Annotated in this window: 13 protein-coding genes and 2 pseudogenes; 2 read left to right on the top strand and 13 right to left on the bottom strand. The window is 73.8% G+C overall.

Translation table 11 applies throughout. From position 1 onward, the window contains the following. Nucleotides 1–19: 19 nt before the first annotated feature. The 3 genes from ACSNOH_RS17475 to ACSNOH_RS17465 all read right to left on the bottom strand — a co-directional run bounded on the left by ACSNOH_RS17475 (nucleotide 20) and on the right by ACSNOH_RS17465 (nucleotide 2560). Nucleotides 20–607 (bottom strand): lysophospholipid acyltransferase family protein, encoded by a 588-nt coding sequence (locus ACSNOH_RS17475; RefSeq protein ID WP_436722284.1) that lies wholly within the window; start codon nucleotides 605–607, stop codon nucleotides 20–22. 50 nt (nucleotides 608–657) lie between these two features. Next, nucleotides 658–1371: a (d)CMP kinase gene (gene cmk / locus ACSNOH_RS17470; RefSeq protein ID WP_436722272.1), complete on the bottom strand. Its 714-nt coding sequence runs from the start codon at nucleotides 1369–1371 to the stop codon at nucleotides 658–660. A gap of 103 nt (nucleotides 1372–1474) precedes the next feature. After that, entirely contained in the window at nucleotides 1475–2560 is a 1086-nt protein-coding gene (locus ACSNOH_RS17465) for a prephenate dehydrogenase (RefSeq protein WP_436722271.1), read from the bottom strand. Between the two features lie 131 nt (nucleotides 2561–2691). Between ACSNOH_RS17465 and ACSNOH_RS17460 the strand changes: the two genes are divergently transcribed. Further along, a complete protein-coding gene (locus tag ACSNOH_RS17460) occupies nucleotides 2692–3054 on the top strand; it encodes a DUF952 domain-containing protein (RefSeq protein ID WP_436722270.1) in 363 nt (120 codons plus the stop codon). A 5-nt stretch (nucleotides 3055–3059) separates the two neighbouring features. Next, nucleotides 3060–3783, top strand: a pseudogene (locus ACSNOH_RS17455) (nucleotidyltransferase domain-containing protein); the annotation flags it as partial. On the opposite strand, the pseudogene ACSNOH_RS17450 reads toward ACSNOH_RS17455, so the two are convergent. From ACSNOH_RS17450 to ACSNOH_RS17405, 10 genes and pseudogenes are all read right to left on the bottom strand, one after another. Then, nucleotides 3739–4200: pseudogene (locus ACSNOH_RS17450) on the bottom strand (nucleotidyltransferase domain-containing protein); the annotation flags it as partial. The pseudogenes ACSNOH_RS17455 and ACSNOH_RS17450 overlap by 45 nt on opposite strands. 291 nt (nucleotides 4201–4491) lie before the next feature. Continuing rightward, the gene (locus tag ACSNOH_RS17445) at nucleotides 4492–5670 is read right to left on the bottom strand and encodes a pseudouridine synthase (RefSeq protein ID WP_436722269.1); all 1179 of its coding nucleotides are present in this window, start codon (nucleotides 5668–5670) and stop codon (nucleotides 4492–4494) included. Continuing rightward, nucleotides 5670–6320, bottom strand: a complete 651-nt coding sequence (scpB, locus tag ACSNOH_RS17440; protein ID WP_436722283.1) for an SMC-Scp complex subunit ScpB — start codon at nucleotides 6318–6320, stop codon at nucleotides 5670–5672. Before scpB ends, ACSNOH_RS17445 begins: the two co-directional genes overlap by 1 nt. Nucleotides 6321–6331: 11 nt before the next feature. Next, the gene (locus tag ACSNOH_RS17435; RefSeq protein ID WP_436722268.1) at nucleotides 6332–7501 is read right to left on the bottom strand and encodes a segregation and condensation protein A; all 1170 of its coding nucleotides are present in this window, start codon (nucleotides 7499–7501) and stop codon (nucleotides 6332–6334) included. 75 nt (nucleotides 7502–7576) lie between these two features. Continuing rightward, on the bottom strand, nucleotides 7577–8128 hold the full coding sequence (locus ACSNOH_RS17430; RefSeq protein WP_436722267.1) for a hypothetical protein: 552 nt from the start codon (nucleotides 8126–8128) through the stop codon (nucleotides 7577–7579). Continuing rightward, nucleotides 8113–9240 carry a ParA family protein gene (locus tag ACSNOH_RS17425; RefSeq protein WP_120757898.1) on the bottom strand — a complete coding sequence of 376 codons (1128 nt, stop codon included), beginning with the start codon at nucleotides 9238–9240 and terminating at the stop codon, nucleotides 8113–8115. The genes ACSNOH_RS17430 and ACSNOH_RS17425 overlap by 16 nt, the downstream gene beginning before the upstream one ends. A gap of 354 nt (nucleotides 9241–9594) precedes the next feature. Then, nucleotides 9595–10710, bottom strand: a complete 1116-nt coding sequence (gene ald / locus ACSNOH_RS17420; protein ID WP_436722282.1) for an alanine dehydrogenase — start codon at nucleotides 10708–10710, stop codon at nucleotides 9595–9597. Between the two features lie 188 nt (nucleotides 10711–10898). Then, the gene (locus tag ACSNOH_RS17415; RefSeq protein ID WP_436722266.1) at nucleotides 10899–13088 is read right to left on the bottom strand and encodes a tetratricopeptide repeat protein; all 2190 of its coding nucleotides are present in this window, start codon (nucleotides 13086–13088) and stop codon (nucleotides 10899–10901) included. Between the two features lie 260 nt (nucleotides 13089–13348). Continuing rightward, nucleotides 13349–13975 carry an NUDIX domain-containing protein gene (locus tag ACSNOH_RS17410; protein WP_436722265.1) on the bottom strand — a complete coding sequence of 209 codons (627 nt, stop codon included), beginning with the start codon at nucleotides 13973–13975 and terminating at the stop codon, nucleotides 13349–13351. 75 nt (nucleotides 13976–14050) lie between these two features. Then, entirely contained in the window at nucleotides 14051–15700 is a 1650-nt protein-coding gene (locus ACSNOH_RS17405; protein WP_436722264.1) for a CTP synthase, read from the bottom strand. Nucleotides 15701–16021 lie beyond the last annotated feature (321 nt).

Here is a 16021-nt window from a genome sequence, read left to right as displayed (position 1 = left end):
GTCCGCTACTAAGTCTCGTTCAGCGGCCGGTCAGCCGCTTGGCGTCCGCCAGGTGCGCGCCGAGGCGCTGCTGGATCCGGGCGGTCGCCTCGTCCAGCGCCTTGCGCGTGCGCCGGCCGCTGCCGTCGCCCGCCTCGAAGGCGTCGCCGAAGACGACGTCCACCCGGCTGCGCAGCGGCGGCAGGCCGCGCACGAGGCGGCCCTTGCGCTCGGCGCTGCCGAGGACCGCCACGGGCACGATCGGCGCGCCACTCCGCACCGCGAAGTAGGCGAGGCCGGCGCGCAGGGAGGCGAAGTCGCCCTCGCCCCGGGTGCCCTCGGGGAAGATCCCCAGCACCCCGCCGCGCTCCAGGACGCCCAGCGCCTCGGTGATCGCCGCGCGGTCGGCGCTCGTGCGGTCCACCTTCAGCTGGCCGATCCCTTCCAGGAACGGGCCGAGGGGGCCGGTGAACGCCTCCTTCTTGATCAGGAAGTGCACCGGCCGGGGCGCGGTGCCCATGAGCATGGGGCCGTCGATGTTGTGGGAGTGGTTCACGGCCAGGATGACCGGGCCCGCGGCGGGCACCCGCCAGGCGCCCAGCACGCGGGGCTTCCACAGCCCGTACATCAGGCCTATGCCGATCCGCCGGCCGACGGCGGCACCCCCCGGGGACGCGGTCACGCCGCCCGCTTCTCCTCTACGAGGGTCACCACGCACTCGATGACCTGCTCCAGCGTGAGCTCCGTGGTGTCCACCTCGACCGCGTCGCCGGCCTTGGCCAGCGGCGAGGTCTTGCGGCCGGAGTCGGCGGCGTCCCGCTTGATCAGGGCGGCCCGGGTGGCGGCCAGGTCGGTGGCCTCCTTGCCCTTCAGCTCGCCGCTGCGGCGGGCGGCCCGGGCCTCGGCGGACGCCGTCAGGAAGATCTTGAGGTCGGCGTCCGGCAGGACGGTCGTGCCGATGTCACGGCCCTCGACGACGATGCCGGCCGGCGCCGCGGCGGCGATGGACCGCTGCAGCTCGGTCAGGCGCGTGCGCACCTCCGGGACGGCGCTGACGGCGCTGACCGCGGAGGTGACCTCCTGGGTACGGATCGGGCCGGCGGCGTCGGCGCCGTCGACCGTGATGGTCGGCGCGGACGGGTCGGTGCCGGAGACGATCTCGGGCTTGCCCGCGGCCTCGGCGACCGCCGCGGCGTCGTTCACGTCGATGCCGTTGCTCAGCATCCACCAGGTGATCGCGCGGTACTGCGCGCCGGTGTCCAGGTAGCGCAGGCCGAGCTTGGCCGCGACGGCCTTGGACGTGCTGGACTTGCCCGTGCCGGAGGGGCCGTCGATGCCGACGATGACTGCTGCCGGAGCGGTCCGGGCGGCGGTTTCCACGGTGTCAGACACCTTCCTTGTGCACGGGGCGGGGTACGGGCGGCTCTTACCAGCCTCCGACAAGGTTACTGGCTCGCGGGACCGGCGACGGCCCCGCGGGGTGCGCACCGTGCGGCTACTGGCGCAGCGACCAGCCCTGCTCCCTGAGCGCCGCGCTCAAAGACGCCACCGCGCCCGGTTCGACCATGAGCTGGATCAGGCCCGCCTGCTGGCCCGTCGCGTGCTCGATGCGGACGTCCTCGATGTTCACGCCGGCCCGGCCCGCGTCGGCGAAGATCCGCGCCAGCTCGCCCGGCTGGTCGCCGATGAGGACGGCGACCGTCTCGTACGCGGCCGGGGCCGCCCCGTGCTTGCCCGGCACCCGGCTGCGGCCGGCGTTGCCGCGCCGCAGGACGTCCTCCAGGCCGGCCGCGCCCTCCTCGCGCTTGCCGTCGTCGGCGGCCTCCAGCGCGCGCAGGGCCCGTACCGTCTCGTCCAGGTCGGCGGCGACGGCGGCGAGGATGTCCGCGACGGGGCCGGGGTTGGCGGAGAGGATCTCGACCCACAGCCGGGGGTCGGAGGCGGCGATCCGGGTCACGTCGCGGATGCCCTGGCCGCACAGCCGCACGGCCGTCTCGTCCGCGTCCTGCAGGCGGGCGGCGACCATGCTGGAGAGCAGGTGCGGGGTGTGCGAGACGAGGGCGACGGCCCGGTCGTGGTCGTCGGCGTCCATGACGACGGGCACCGCGCGGCACAGGGCGACGACCTCCAGGGCGAGGTTGAGGACCTCGGTGTCGGTGTCGCGGGTGGGCGTGAGCACCCAGGGGCGGCCCTCGAAGAGGTCGGCCGTGGCGGCCATGGGGCCCGAGCGCTCGCGGCCGGCCATGGGGTGCGTGCCCAGGTAGCCGGAGAGGTCGGCGCCGAGCGCCTCCAGCTCGCGGCGCGGGCCGCCCTTGACGCTCGCGACGTCGATGTAGCCGCGGCCGAGGCCGTCCCGGATCGCTCCGGCGAGCGTGGTGGCGACGTGCGCCGGCGGCACGGAGACGATCACCAGGTCGACGGGGCCCTCGGGGGCCTCGTCCGTCCCCGCGCCCCGGGCCGCGGCCGTCCGCGCCGCGTCCGGGTCGTGGTCCCTGAGGTGGACGTGCACCCCGCGGCCCGCGAGGGCGAGCGCGGCGGAGGTGCCGATCAGTCCGGTGCCGATGACGAGGGCGGTTCTCACGGGGAGTCCTTGTGAGGTGCGTGGAGCGTGACGGAGGAGCGGGCCCGGCCAGCCTATCCAGCCGCTGCGCCGGACGGGCGGGGCGGGCGCCCTGCGGGACTGCCGGGCCCGCGTCCGGTACAACCGTGCACATGATCTACCACGTGGTGCCCCTGGACGACTGGCTGGCCGTTCCCGACCGCCCCTACTCCCCCGCGTCCCTCGCCGAGGACGGCTTCGTCCACTGCTCGCCCGACGAGGAGACGACGCTCGCCGTGGCCACGGCCTTCTACAAGGACGTGCGCGGCCCGCTGATGGTCCTCCTGATCGACGAGCACAAGCTGGACGTCCTGGTCCGCTGGGAGGCCGCCGACCCGGCGCCGCCGCCGGGCGTCGACCCCGGCACGCGGTTCCCGCACGTCTTCGGCCGCATCAACCGCGACGCGGTCGAGGGGATGATGGAGATCCAGCGCGACGAGGACGGCCGGGCGACGGGCCTGGCGGTGTGGTCGTGACGCCCGTGGGCCCGGTCTCGCTGGTCACGCAGCACACCGTCTACGCGTGCGTGACGGGCTCGCGCGCCTTCGGGCTGGCCACGGAGGCGAGCGATACGGACAGGCGGGGCGTGTACGTGGCGCCCACGCCGCTGTTCTGGGGCTTCGACAAGCCGCCGCCGCACGTGGAGGGGCCCGCGGAGGAGCAGTTCTCCTGGGAGCTGGAACGGTTCTGCGAGCTGGCGCTGCGGGGCAACCCGAACATCCTGGAGTGCCTGCACTCCCCGCTCGTCGAGCACGCCGACGCCACGGGGCGCGAGCTGCTGGACCTGCGGGAGGCGTTCCTCTCCCGCCGGGTCCACCGGACGTACGCCGGCTACGCGGCCGACCAGTGCAAGAAGCTGGAGGCGGAGGTCCGCGCGCACGGCGCGCCCGGCGCTGGAAGCCCGTCATGCACGCCCTGCGGCTGCTGATGTCCGGCCGCGACCTGCTGCGCACGGGGTCGCTCGTGCTGGACGTCGGCGAGATGCGCGAGCCGCTGCTCGCCGTACGGCGGGGCGAGGTTCCCTGGCGGGAGGCGGAGGCGTGGCTGAACCGCCTCGGCGAGGAGGCCGCCGAGGCGGCCCGCACGACCCCACTGCCCGAGGACCCGGACCGGGCGCGCGTCGAGGACTTCCTCATACGCGTACGCCGCGCCTCGGCGGGCTAGCGGGGCAGACGGGCCCGTACGACGAGCTCGTGCAGGGCGTCATACGCCTCCTGCGAGGGCTGCTCCGGCAGACGGGAGGCGGCCTGTGCGTCGTCCAGGACGGCGTGCAGCGCCTCGACGTCCTCCCGCACCCGGGCGGCATCCACGAGCTCCCCGGCCGCCCCGTGCTCGGCCTCCGCCTTGGCCGCGACCAGCTCGGCCACGTAGGCCGGCGCGTCGACCAGCCCGGTGAGCGTGGGGAGGTGGGCGACGACCTCGCCGCTGCGCATCAGGTGAATGCCGGTGAGCAGCACGCGCAGCGTGTAGAGCAGCGGCTTGAGCTCGGCCTGCTTCTCGAAGAGCCGCCACTGGGTGACGGCGAAGCCGCGGTAGTGGTGCGCGTGGTTGCGGGTGAGCACGCCGGGGGCGAGGGCGGTCAGCTCGGCGTGGACGTCCGTCGTGTGCACGACGAGAGGCGCCTCGCTCAAGCCGGTCAGATCTGCGCCCTGGCGCAGGTGCGCGCCGGGAACTGCTCGCCGCGGCGGCGCGCTGGGTGCAGGGTGCCCGCACCCTGCACCCCGCCGCGACGGCGATCAGCCGACGCGGCGGCACCCGGCGGTGCCGGACCCGGCCCAGCCCGTACGGCACCGCCGGGCCGCGCCGCGGGGGTTGCTCGCCGCGGCGGCGGAAGGGGCGTGGCCGGGTCGTCCAGCGCGCCGGCCTTGTGAGGCTGCGCCGGGGCGGGCCCGAGGGCCCGATGCCCCGGCCGGTTAGAGGTCGACCTCGCGCATGAGCATGCCGACCTCCGTGTTCGTCAGGCGGCGCAGCCAGCCCGACTTCTGGTCGCCCAGGGAGATCGGGCCGAACGCGGTGCGGACGAGCTTCTCGACGGGGAAGCCCGCCTCGGCCAGCATGCGCCGCACGATGTGCTTGCGGCCCTCGTGGAGGGTGACCTCCACCAGGTAGTTCTTGCCGGTCTGCTGGATGACGCGGAAGTTGTCCGCGCGGGCCCAGCCGTCCTCCAGCTCGATGCCGTTCTTGAGCTGCTTGCCGATGTCCCGGGGCAGGGGGCCCGTGATGGCGGCGAGGTACGTCTTCTGCACGCCGTACCGCGGGTGCGTCAGGCGGTGGGCCAGCTCGCCGTGGTTGGTGAGCAGGATGATGCCCTCGGTCTCCGTGTCGAGGCGGCCGACGTGGAAGAGCCGGGTCTCGCGGTTGGTGACGTAGTCGCCGAGGCACTGGCGGCCGTCGGGGTCCTCCATGGTGGAGACGACGCCGGCCGGCTTGTTCAGGGCGAAGAAGAGGTAGGACTGGGTGGCGACGGTCAGGCCGTCGACCTTGATCTCGTCCTTCTCGGGGTCGACCCGCAGGCCCTGCTCGGTGACGATCTGCCCGTTGACCTCGACGCGGGCCTGTTCGATGAGCTCCTCGCAGGCGCGGCGGGAGCCCATGCCGGCCCGGGCCAGCACCTTCTGCAGGCGCTCGCCCTCCTGCTCGCCGAAGGTCTTCGGCAGCTTGACCTGCGGCTTGTTGTGCCGCTCGCGGTTGCGCTCCTCGATCTTGGCGTCGAGCTCGCGCGGGCGGGCCGGCGCCGTGCGCCCGCCGCGGGCGGGGGCGCCGCTGCCGCGCCGCGGGCCGCCCTTGGCCCCGCCGCGGGCCGCCTCGCCCCGGCCGCCCGTGCGGCCGCTGGTGGCGCCGCCGCGGGTGCGCTCGGCGTCGGGGCCGACGTCGTAACGGCGCTCCTCCGGGCGCGGGCGACGGGGGCGGTCCTGCTGCCACTCGTCGCGCGGGGCGCCGGAGCGGCCGCGGCCGCCCTCGGACCGCCCGCCGCCGGAGCGCGCGCCGCCGGAACGGCCGCCGCCCGCGCGCCCGCCCCCGGACGCCGGGCGTCCTCGACCGCCCCGCTCGTCCCGGTTGCCGCTTCCGCTGTTCCTGCCGCTGCTTCGCATCAAAGTTCCGTCTTGTCGTCCGCTTCGGTGTCCGGTGCGTCCGGATCGAACGACGGCACACCTTCCTGAGTGTCGCCCTCGATCGCCTCCGCCTCGGGGAGGAAGGGCGCGAGCTCCGGGAGCTCGTCCAGGCCGCGCAGGCCCATGCGCTCCAGAAAGTAGTTCGTCGTCCTGTACAGGATCGCACCTGTTTCGGGTTCCGTCCCCGCCTCCTCCACCAGACCCCGCTGGAGGAGGGTGCGCATGACCCCGTCGCAGTTCACGCCGCGCACGGCGGAGACCTTCGAACGGCTGACCGGCTGACGGTACGCGACGACGGCGAGCGTCTCCAGCGCGGCCTGGGTGAGCCGCGCCTGCTGGCCGTCGAGGACGAACGCCTCGACGGCGTCCGCGTAGGCCGCCCGGGTGAAGAAGCGCCAGCCGCCGGCGACCTGCCGCAGCTCGAAGCCGCGGCCCTGGGCGTCGTACTCCGCCGCCAGGGCGGCCAGCGCCGCGGCGACCTCGCGCCGGGGGCGCTGCAGGACCTTGGCGAGGTGCTCCTCGCCGGCGGGTTCGTCGACGACCATGAGGACGGCTTCCAGCGCGGGCCCGAGGTCGAGGGCGGCCACGGCAGGGACCCCCGCGGGGCCTTCGTCCGTCGCTTCTGCCACTTCTGCTGCGGTCACTGTGCACTCTCCTCCGGCTCGGTCTCCGGCTCGGTCTCCGGCGCGCGGTCGAACTCGTCCGTCACCAGCGGTGCCGCCCCTTCCGCGCCCGTCCAGGACACCGTCAGCTCTCCCAGGGCCTCGTCCTGGTCCAGGGCGACCGCGCGCTCGCGGTAGAGCTCCAGGAGGGCCAGGAAGCGGGCGACGACGGTCAGGGTGTCGGGGGCGTCGCCGGTCAGCTCCCCGAAGCTCGCCCGGCCCGCGAGGCGCAGCCGGGCCACGACGACCTCGGCCTGTTCGCGGACGCTGACGAGGGGCGCGTGGATGTGGTCGACGTACACCTGCGGCGCGGGCTTGGGCCGCATGGCCTTGACGGCCAGCTCGGCGAGGCGGGCGGGCCCGATGCCGAGGACGACCTCGGGCAGCAGCTCGGCGTGGTGCGGCTCCAGGCCGACCGTGCGGGGGTGGCGGCGGGCCTCCTCGTCCAGCCGGTTGCTGAAGATCTCCGCGACCCGCTTGTAGGCCCGGTACTGCAGCAGCCGGGCGAAGAGCAGGTCGCGGGCCTCCAGGAGGGCGAGGTCGGCCTCGTCCTCGACCTCGGCGGCGGGCAGCAGCCGGGCCGCCTTGAGGTCGAGGAGGGTCGCGGCGACGACGAGGAACTCGGTCGTCTGGTCGAGGTCGAAGCCGGGGCCCATGGCGCGGATGTGCGCCATGAACTCGTCGGTGACCTTGGAGAGGGCGACCTCGGTGACGTCCAGCTTGTGCTTGGCGATCAGCTGCAGGAGGAGGTCGAAGGGCCCTTCGAAGTTGTCCAGGCGAACCGTGAACCGGCCGTCGGCCGGGGGATCCGCTGCCGCGGGGGCCGTATCCCCGGTGGCCGCTGCGGACTCCGCTGCCGCGGGGGCCGCACTCCCGGTGACCGCTGCCGCGGACTCCACTGCCGTGGCGGTTCCCGGCCGGGGCGCCTCCGCGCCTTCGGCATCCTCCGCCGCGGGCGTCTCCAGCCGGGGCGTCATCTCCTGGCCGGCCTCAGTGCCGGGCGGCACCGCCGCAGCGGGCCCGGCGTCGTCCCTCTCGCCGGCAGGCGTATCCGTGAGGGCCGGGCCCTCCTCTTCCCCGCCGGCGGGCGACCCCGTGCCGGGGCCCAGTCCCAGGCGGCGTCGGGCCGAAGAGAAAGCTGAGCGCATCAGGGGTCCAGGTGCAGGCGGAAACGGGCCGTACGGCCAGGGGGCAGGCTAGCGAGGCTAGCGCAGCGGAACCGGTCAGCGGCCGCGCAGGCGCCTGACGAGGATGCTCGCGTCGCCCCGCGACTCCAGGTCGGCGAGGACGACCGCGACGGCCTCCCGCACGATCCTGCCGCGGTCGACCGCGAGACCGTGCTCGCCGCGCAGCACGAGCCGGGCGTGTTCGAGGTCCATGAGCTCCTCGGCGGAGACATAGACGGTGATCTTCTCGTCGTGGCGCTCGCGGCCGCTGGGCCGGCGTCCCGCCCCGCGCCCGCGGCGGCGGCCCTGCGCGGGCGGGGCGGCCTCGCCCTGGCCCGCCGCCCGGCCGGCGCCCGCGGGGCGCTCCTGCACGGCGCCGGGGCGGCGCTCGGCGGTGCCCGGGTCGGCCGCGGCAGGCCCGCGGCCGGCGTGCTCGCCGGCGGCGGCGGTGCCGCCTTCGGACGTCGTCTCGGAGTCACCGGCGGGGCCGGGCACCCGCGGGCCGCCCTCCCCGTTCGCCTGCCGGCGGGGGGAGGAGGACTGCAGCCCGGACCCCCCGGTCGTACGGAACAGTTCGTCGGCGCCGGGCAGACTCACTCGGCGTGACACCGGGCGAGCACCTCCCTGGCGAGCTGTCGGTAGGCGGCGGCACCCACGGAGTTGGACGCGTACGTGGTGATCGGCTCGCCCGCGACCGTGGTCTCAGGGAAGCGGACCGTACGGCCGATGACGGTGTGGTAGACGTGGTCGTCGAAGGCCTCGACCACGCGCGCGAGGACCTCGCGGCTGTGCACGGTCCGCGAGTCGTACATGGTGGCGAGGATGCCGTCGAGCTCCAGGTCGGGGTTGAGCCGCTCCTGGACCTTCTCGATCGTCTCGGTGAGCAGCGCCACACCGCGCAGCGCGAAGAACTCGCACTCAAGGGGGACGATCACCTTGTGAGCGGCCGTCAGGGCGTTGACGGTGAGCAGGCCGAGCGAGGGCTGGCAGTCGATGACGATGTAGTCGTAGTCGGCGAGCAGCGGCTTGAGGGCGCGCTGGAGCGTCGACTCGCGGGCCACCTCGCTGACGAGCTGGACCTCCGCCGCTGACAAATCGATATTGCTGGGCAGCAGGTCCATGTTGGGCACGGCCGTCTTGAGGAGGACCTCGTCGGCCGACATGCCCCGCTCCATGAGGAGGTTGTAGACCGTCAGGTCCAGCTCCATCGGGTTGACGCCGAGGCCGACGGAGAGCGCGCCCTGCGGGTCGAAGTCGACGAGCAGCACCCGGCGTCCGTACTCGGCCAGGGCGGCACCCAGGTTGATGGTCGAGGTGGTCTTGCCGACCCCGCCCTTCTGGTTGCACATCGCGATGATCTTCGCGGGGCCGTGGTCGGTCAGCGGACCGGGGATGGGGAAGTACGGCAGCGGGCGCCCGGTCGGGCCGATGCGCTCGCGGCGCTGCCGGGCAGCGTCGGGCGCGAGGGTGGCCGCGTACTCGGGGTCGGGCTCGTACTCCGCGTCAGGGTCGTAGAAGTGCCCGTCGGGCACGTCCTCGTAGTCGGCGAGCCGCGCGGGATCGACCCCGCCGCGGTCGCCGGCCATGGCGTTCACGTGATGGCCGTCCATGCTCTGGTGGGCTGTCGGTGTGCTCTGGATGTTCTGGTGTGCCGCGAAGGTGTGGACAGCGACGGAGCCGACAGCTTCGAGTCCCCTGGGACTCTGGCCCTGCGCAGACATTCCTGGGTGACCACCCCCGGGAGCAAATGTCGACTCATTCACAAGTCGTCCTACCTCCTTGGTGACCAGGAAACATCTAGATAGGTCAGCGTTGCACCATGCCGACGGTTGGCGACTCTATGGCGTGTCGGCGGTTCGCAGCAACACAATCCGCCGGAGACGGCACGATGTGTCGGCAATCGAACAGGCTTCTGTCAAGGGTCTGCGGCCCACAACCCGGAAGTTTCGCGGGCGGGTGACCGGGCGTCGGATCCCGTCGCAGAACGGGTGGGAACCGGGTGAAAACGGCCCCGGCCGGGCCTTGCTCAACAAGGCCCGGCCGGGGGTGCGCTCTTGGCGTGTCGTGTTGACGACTCAGCCGAGGAGGGTGCTCAGTTCGACGAACGGCAGGCCGTGCGCCTCGGCGACGGGGCCGTAAACGACCTGTCCCTCGTGGGTGTTGAGACCCTTGGCGAGGGCGGCGTCGCGGCTGAGCGCCTCCTGCCAGCCACGGTTGGCCAGCTCCACGATGTAGGGCAGCGTGGCGTTGGTCAGCGCGTAGGTGGAGGTGTTCGGCACCGCGCCCGGCATGTTGGCCACGCAGTAGAAGACCGAGTTGTGGACCTGGAAGGTCGGCTCGGCGTGGGTGGTCGGACGGGAGTCCTCGAAGCAGCCGCCCTGGTCGATCGCAATGTCGACAAGTACACTTCCGGGCTTCATCTTGGCGACGAGCTCGTTGGTGACCAGCTTGGGGGCCTTGGCGCCCGGGATGAGGACGGCGCCGATGACGAGGTCGGCCTCGACGACGGCCTTCTCCAGCTCGTAGGCGTTGGAGACGATCGTCTGCACCTTGGTGCCGAAGACCTTGTCCGCCTCGCGGAGCTTGTTGATGTCCTTGTCGAGCAGGGTGACGTGGAAGCCCATGCCGACGGCGATCTGCGCGGCGTTCCAGCCGGAGACGCCGCCGCCGATGACGACGGCCTTGCCCGCGTGGGTGCCCGGGACGCCGCCCGGCAGGACGCCGCGGCCGCCGGCCGAGCGCATCAGGTGGTAGGCGCCGACCTGCGGGGCCAGCCGGCCCGCGACCTCGGACATCGGGGCGAGCAGCGGCAGCGCGCGGTTGGCGAGCTCGACCGTCTCGTACGCGATCGCCGTGGTGCCCGACTGCAGCAGGGCGTCGGTGCACTCGCGGGAGGCGGCGAGGTGCAGGTAGGTGAAGAGGGTCTGGCCCTTGCGCAGGCGGTGGTACTCCTCCGCGATGGGCTCCTTGACCTTCAGCAGCAGGTCGGCGGTGGCCCAGACCTCGTCCGCCGTGTCGAGGATCGCGGCGCCGGCCGCGACGTACTCGGCGTCGGTGATGGACGAGCCCACACCGGCGTTCTTCTCGACGAAGACCTGGTGGCCGTTGCGCACGAGCTCATGCACGCCGGCGGGCGTGATGGCCACGCGGAACTCGTTGTTCTTGACCTCGCGGGGGATGCCGACCTTCACGTCGATCACGGTCCTTGAATCAGAGAAATACAGGCTATTCCGGAAATGCGGGGGCACACCAGAGCAGACCGCGGCGATCGCGGCCCAACCAGTCTAATGAAGGATGCTGCGCTGTCTAGCCTTGCAAAGAGTCAATTTTTTGGAAGACCACTACCGGTTTCGCAGGTAACCCCCCGGGGGCGGGCGCCTCAGTCCGGCGGCGCCGTCGCCCTGCCGGGCACCTCGCCCCCGGCCGGCGAGGGCAGCGGCACTATGGCGCCGCCGGCCGCGGAGGCGGGACCGGCGGCCGGCGAGGAGGGGCCGGACGGAGCGGCGGCCGCCGCCGCCAGCAGCTCCGCGGCCGCCGAGCGGTGCCCGGCCGCGCCCGCGGGATCGCCGAGCCGCTCCAGGGTGTCCGCGAGGCGCAGCAGCATCGCCGCCCGCAGCCGGTCGTCGCCCGCCTGCCGGGCGCACTCCACGGCCTCCCGGCAGGTGCGCACGGCGTCCTGCGGCCGGCCCGCGTGCTCGTGCACCCGGGCGATCTCGCCGAGGGCCCGCGCGTGCCCGGGCAGGTCCCGCAGCCGGCGGCACGCGGCGGCCGCTGCCCGCCAGTCACGGAGGGCCTCGTTCCACTGCCCGGCGTAGCTGCGCACGGCGCCCAGCCGGCCGTACAGCCGCGCCTCGTCGGCGAGCTCACCGCGCGTCAGGCGCAGCTCCAGGGCGCGCCCGTACCAGTCGACGGCCCGCTGCCAGTCGCCGAGCTCGTGGTACGAGGCGGCGATGGACTCCAGCGAGCGGCTGATCGCGTACGGGTCGCCCGCGAGGCGGGCCGCGTCCAGCGCCTCCCGGTAGCGGCCGAGGGCGCCGGGGGTCCGGCCGGCCCGGGCGTCCAGGTCGCCCAGGTTGAGCAGGGCCGCGGCCTTCTCCAGGGGCATCTCGCAGCGCCGGGCCACGTCGAGGACGAGCTGGTGCAGGCCGTAGAGCTCCGGCCCCGCCTCCTCGGCGCCGAAGTGCGCCGTCAGGGCCCGGGTCAGCGCGGACACCAGGCGGCGGGCCAGGGTGTCCAGCCGACCGTCCTGCACGGCCAGCCGGGCGGCCGCCAGGAGCGCCGGGAGGCGGTGGGTGAGCCACTCCCCCGCGGCCTGCGGCGAGGCGAACCGCAGGGGCCGGGGCAGCTCGGCCAAGCGCTTGCGGGTCAGCGGGTCGTCGGTGCGGGTCGCGGCGCGGCACGAGTGCAGCTGGCGGACGGTGCGCTCCAGCATCCGCGCCCGCGCGAGCTCGACCTCGGCCGGCCGCTCCTGGCTCTGCATCAGCTCCCGCACCATGCCCAGGAGGCAGCCGGGGACCAGGTACTGCGGCGGCAGCGAGCCCACGGCGGGCTCGGCCCGCAGCAGGCCGCGGGCCTCGAAGTCCTCCAGGGTGCTCTGCGCGGCGGACACCGAGCAGCCGGCGAGCGCGGAGGCCGTGTGGGCGTCGACGGCGCCGGCCGGGGCCAGCGCGAGCAGCCGCAGGACGCGGGCGGAGGGCGCCGGCAGCGCCTCGTAGGCGAGCCGGAAGGCGCGGGCCAGCGGGCGGCCCGCGACGTCGTGGCCGTCGCCGGGCGGCAGCTCCCGCAGCCGGGTGACCGCGTCGACCACGGACAGCTTGGACAGGGCGGCGAGCCAGCCGCCGACGAGGACCAGCGCGGCGGGCTGGCCGCCGCACTCCTCCACCACCGCCTGCGCGGCGGCCGGGTCGCAGGTGATGCGGGTCGGGCCGGCGTAGCGCTCCAGGAGCTCGACGCCGGAGGCCGTGTCGAGGCCGCCCAGGGTGCAGGGCCGCACGTCGGGCACGCCGGTCAGCGGGCCCCGCGAGACGGCCACGATCAGGCACTCGGACTTGTCCGGGAGCAGCGGGTCCACCTGCTCGGCGCCCGCCGCGTCGTCGAGCAGCAGCAGCGCCCGGCGGCCTTCCAGGGCGCCGCGCACCGCCTGCGTCAGCTCGTCCTCCCCGGCCCCCGCGGGGACGGGCGCGCCGAGCGCGGTGAGCAGGGCGCGGGCCGTCCGCTCGGTGGGGACGGGGGCGCCGCCGGCCTCGGTGAGCCGGGCGCGCAGCACGCCGTCGGGGTACTGGCCGGCGAGCTGCCCGGCGAGCTCCTCGGCCAGGGCGGTGCGGCCGGAGCCGGGCCGCCCGGCGATGAGGAGGACCCGGCCGCGCGGGCTCTTGCGGCCGGCGAGGGTGTCGAGGCCGGCGCGCACGATGTCGGCGCGCAGCTCCTCCAGCTCGCGGCGGCGGCCGACGAAGCCGGGCAGCACCGGGAGTCCCACGCGGGCGCGGGATCCGGCTGCCGGAACGGTCAGCCGCCGCCCCGGCGGCACCGCCGCCGTCCCGCCGCCGGTCTCCACCGCCTGCTCCGCCACGGGGCACACTCCGTCCACCTGCCACGCACGAGCCCGCCGCGGCCGCGGTCGGGCACGCGACGAGCCTAGTTCACGGCCCGCCGGGCCCCGGTGAGTCCCGGCCGCCGCTGCGGAAGATCACCTATTCGGTTCTCCTGATGGTCGGGTAAATCCTCCCCGCCGTCACGGCAAGCCCCCCGCCGCGACGGTGCTGCACCACCGCGGCGAGGGTCCGGCGGAATATACGACGGCCGTGGCCGCCATGCCGCCCTGAAAGCGGCTTACGCCGCAAACGGCCGCGCGGGCCACTCCGCGTCCGCCGGGCGAAGCGCGTCCACGCCGTCGCCCGCCAGCGCCGCGGCGAGCGAGAGCACGCCGACGACCAGGCAGTTGTTGTGCAGCTCGCCCGCGAGGACACCGCGCACCAGGTCCTGGAGCGGCACCCGGGCGAGCTCCATGTCGAGCTCCTCGTGCTCCACCTCGAAGCGCTCGCCTTCCACGTCGGAGATGCCGCGCGCCAGGAAGATCCGTACGGCCTCGTCGCAGCCGCCGGGGGTGGTGTAGACGTCGGTCAGCACCCGCCAGTCCTCGGCCTTGACGTGGGCCTCCTCGTACAGCTCGCGCTGGGCGGCGTGCAGCGGGTTCTCCCCGGGCACGTCGAGGAGGCCGGCGGGGATCTCCCACAGCCGCTGCCGGACGGGGTGGCGGTACTGGTTGAGGACCAGCACGCGGCCCTCGTCGTCCAGGGCGAGGACGGCGACCGAGCCCGGGTGCACCTGGTAGTCGCGTGTGACGCGCGTTCCGTCGGGCATCTCCACCTCGTCCGTGCGGACGCTGGTCTTGTTGCCGGTGAACGGGGTCTCGCTCGCGGTGACCCGCCACTCGGCGGCGGTGTCCTTGATGCCCATGTGCGTCCTCCAGAAATGCAGAAACCGGGGTGAGGGCCTCCGTGCGGAAACCTTCACCCCGGTCAACCGTATAGGTCAGCCCTGCTGACGCTCGACGGCAGCCTTGACCAGGCCCGCGAAGAGCGGGTGCGGGCGGGTCGGGCGGGAGCGCAGCTCCGGGTGGGCCTGGGTGGCCACCAGGTAGGGGTGCACCTCGCGCGGGTACTCCACGTACTCCACCAGCTTGTTGTCCGGGGAGGTGCCCGAGAAGACCAGGCCGGCCTTCTCCAGCTCCGCGCGGTAGGCGTTGTTCACCTCGTAGCGGTGGCGGTGGCGCTCCTCCACGTACTGCTCGTTGCCGTAGACCTCGCGGACGATGGAGCCCTCGGCGAGCTTGGCCGGGTACATGCCCAGGCGCATGGTGCCGCCCATGTCGCCCTCGCCGGCGACAATGTCCAGCTGCTCGGCCATGGTGGAGATGACCGGGTTGGCGGTGGCGGGGTCGAACTCGGTGGAGTTGGCGCCCTCGATGCCGGCCAGGTTGCGGGCGGCCTCGATGACGACGCACTGCAGGCCGAGGCACAGGCCCAGCAGCGGCACCTTGTTCTCGCGGGCGTACGTGATCGCGCCCACCTTGCCGTTCACGCCGCGGTCGCCGAAGCCGCCGGGGACGCAGATGGCGTCGACGTCGCCGAGCTGGGCGGCGGCGCCGGCCGGGGTCTTGCAGTCGTCGGAGGCGACCCACTTGACCTTGACCTTGGCGCGGTTGGCGAAGCCGCCGGCGCGGATGGCCTCGGTGACCGAGAGGTAGGCGTCGGGCAGGTCGATGTACTTGCCGACCAGGGCGACCGTGACCTCGTGCGAGGGGTTGTGGACGCGGTCCAGCAGGTCCTCCCACTGGGTCCAGTTCACGTCGCGGAAGGGCAGGTCGAGCTTGCGGACGACGTAGGCGTCCAGGCCCTCGGTGTGCAGCACCTTCGGGATGTCGTAGATCGACGGGGCGTCGATCGCGGCGACGACCGCGGCCTCGTCGACGTCGCACATCAGCGAGATCTTGCGCTTGATGGCGGTGGGGACCTCGCGGTCGGCGCGCAGCACGATCGCGTCGGGCTGGATGCCGATGTTGCGCAGGGCGGCGACCGAGTGCTGGGTCGGCTTGGTCTTCAGCTCGCCCGAGGGGCCGATGTACGGCAGCAGCGAGATGTGCACGACGAAGACGTTGTCGCGGCCGACCTCGTGGCGGACCTGGCGGACGGTCTCCAGGAACGGCAGCGACTCGATGTCGCCGACCGTGCCGCCGACCTCGGTGATGACGACGTCGACGTCGTCGGTGGCCATGCGGCGGATGCGGTGCTTGATCTCGTTGGTGATGTGCGGGATGACCTGCACGGTGTCGCCCAGGTACTCGCCGCGCCGCTCCTTGGCGATCACGGAGGAGTACACCTGGCCGGTGGTGACGTTCGCGCTGCCGTCGAGGTCGACGTCCAGGAAGCGCTCGTAGTGGCCGATGTCCAGGTCGGTCTCGGCACCGTCGTTGGTGACAAACACCTCACCGTGCTGGAACGGGTTCATCGTGCCCGGGTCTACGTTGAGGTAGGGGTCGAGCTTCTGCATCGTGACCCGCAGACCCCGCGCCTTGAGCAGCGCGCCCAGGCTGGAGGCCGTCAGTCCCTTGCCGAGCGAGGAGGCGACACCCCCCGTGACGAAGAGGTGCTTGGTCGTCGTGGGCTTTGCGGCAATGGCCAAAGGGGGGCTCCCGTGGTCGCGAGTGGAGGGTGCGTACCGGCGCTCACCCGGAGTTTTCGGGGGTGCCGTCGCTGCGGTTGGGGGGTCTTGCGCCCACCGGTCCACGGGGTACCAGGGTATCAGCGCCCCGGCCCGGCCGCTTCCGCCGACGCGTCGGGGGCCGTCCCGCCGCCCTGCGTGGCGGCTCCGTCACAGGCCACCCATTCGGCTCAGATTCGTCCTCCAACCGTCGCGCGTCGCACCAACTGCGCGTCGTATCCTGCTCGGACACATGCAGCGAGCCGGCCGGCACGGCATCATCCCGCCCTCCCCCAGCCACCT

The sequence above is a fragment of the Streptomyces sp. URMC 127 genome, assembly GCF_051386535.1.
Lineage (GTDB): Bacteria > Actinomycetota > Actinomycetes > Streptomycetales > Streptomycetaceae > Streptomyces.
Note: the sequence above shows the minus strand (reverse complement) of the source record. Positions and strands in the feature narration are given on the sequence as shown.

Coding starts and splice junctions, on each gene's coding strand:
- ACSNOH_RS17475 (WP_436722284.1), bottom strand. CDS start 607: ATGTACGGGCTGTGGAAGCCCCGCGTGCTGGGCGCCTGGCGGGTGCCC.
- ACSNOH_RS17460 (WP_436722270.1), top strand. CDS start 2,692: ATGATCTACCACGTGGTGCCCCTGGACGACTGGCTGGCCGTTCCCGAC.
- ACSNOH_RS17445 (WP_436722269.1), bottom strand. CDS start 5,670: ATGCGAAGCAGCGGCAGGAACAGCGGAAGCGGCAACCGGGACGAGCGG.
- ACSNOH_RS17435 (WP_436722268.1), bottom strand. CDS start 7,501: ATGCGCTCAGCTTTCTCTTCGGCCCGACGCCGCCTGGGACTGGGCCCC.
- ACSNOH_RS17425 (WP_120757898.1), bottom strand. CDS start 9,240: ATGTCTGCGCAGGGCCAGAGTCCCAGGGGACTCGAAGCTGTCGGCTCC.
- ACSNOH_RS17410 (WP_436722265.1), bottom strand. CDS start 13,975: ATGGGCATCAAGGACACCGCCGCCGAGTGGCGGGTCACCGCGAGCGAG.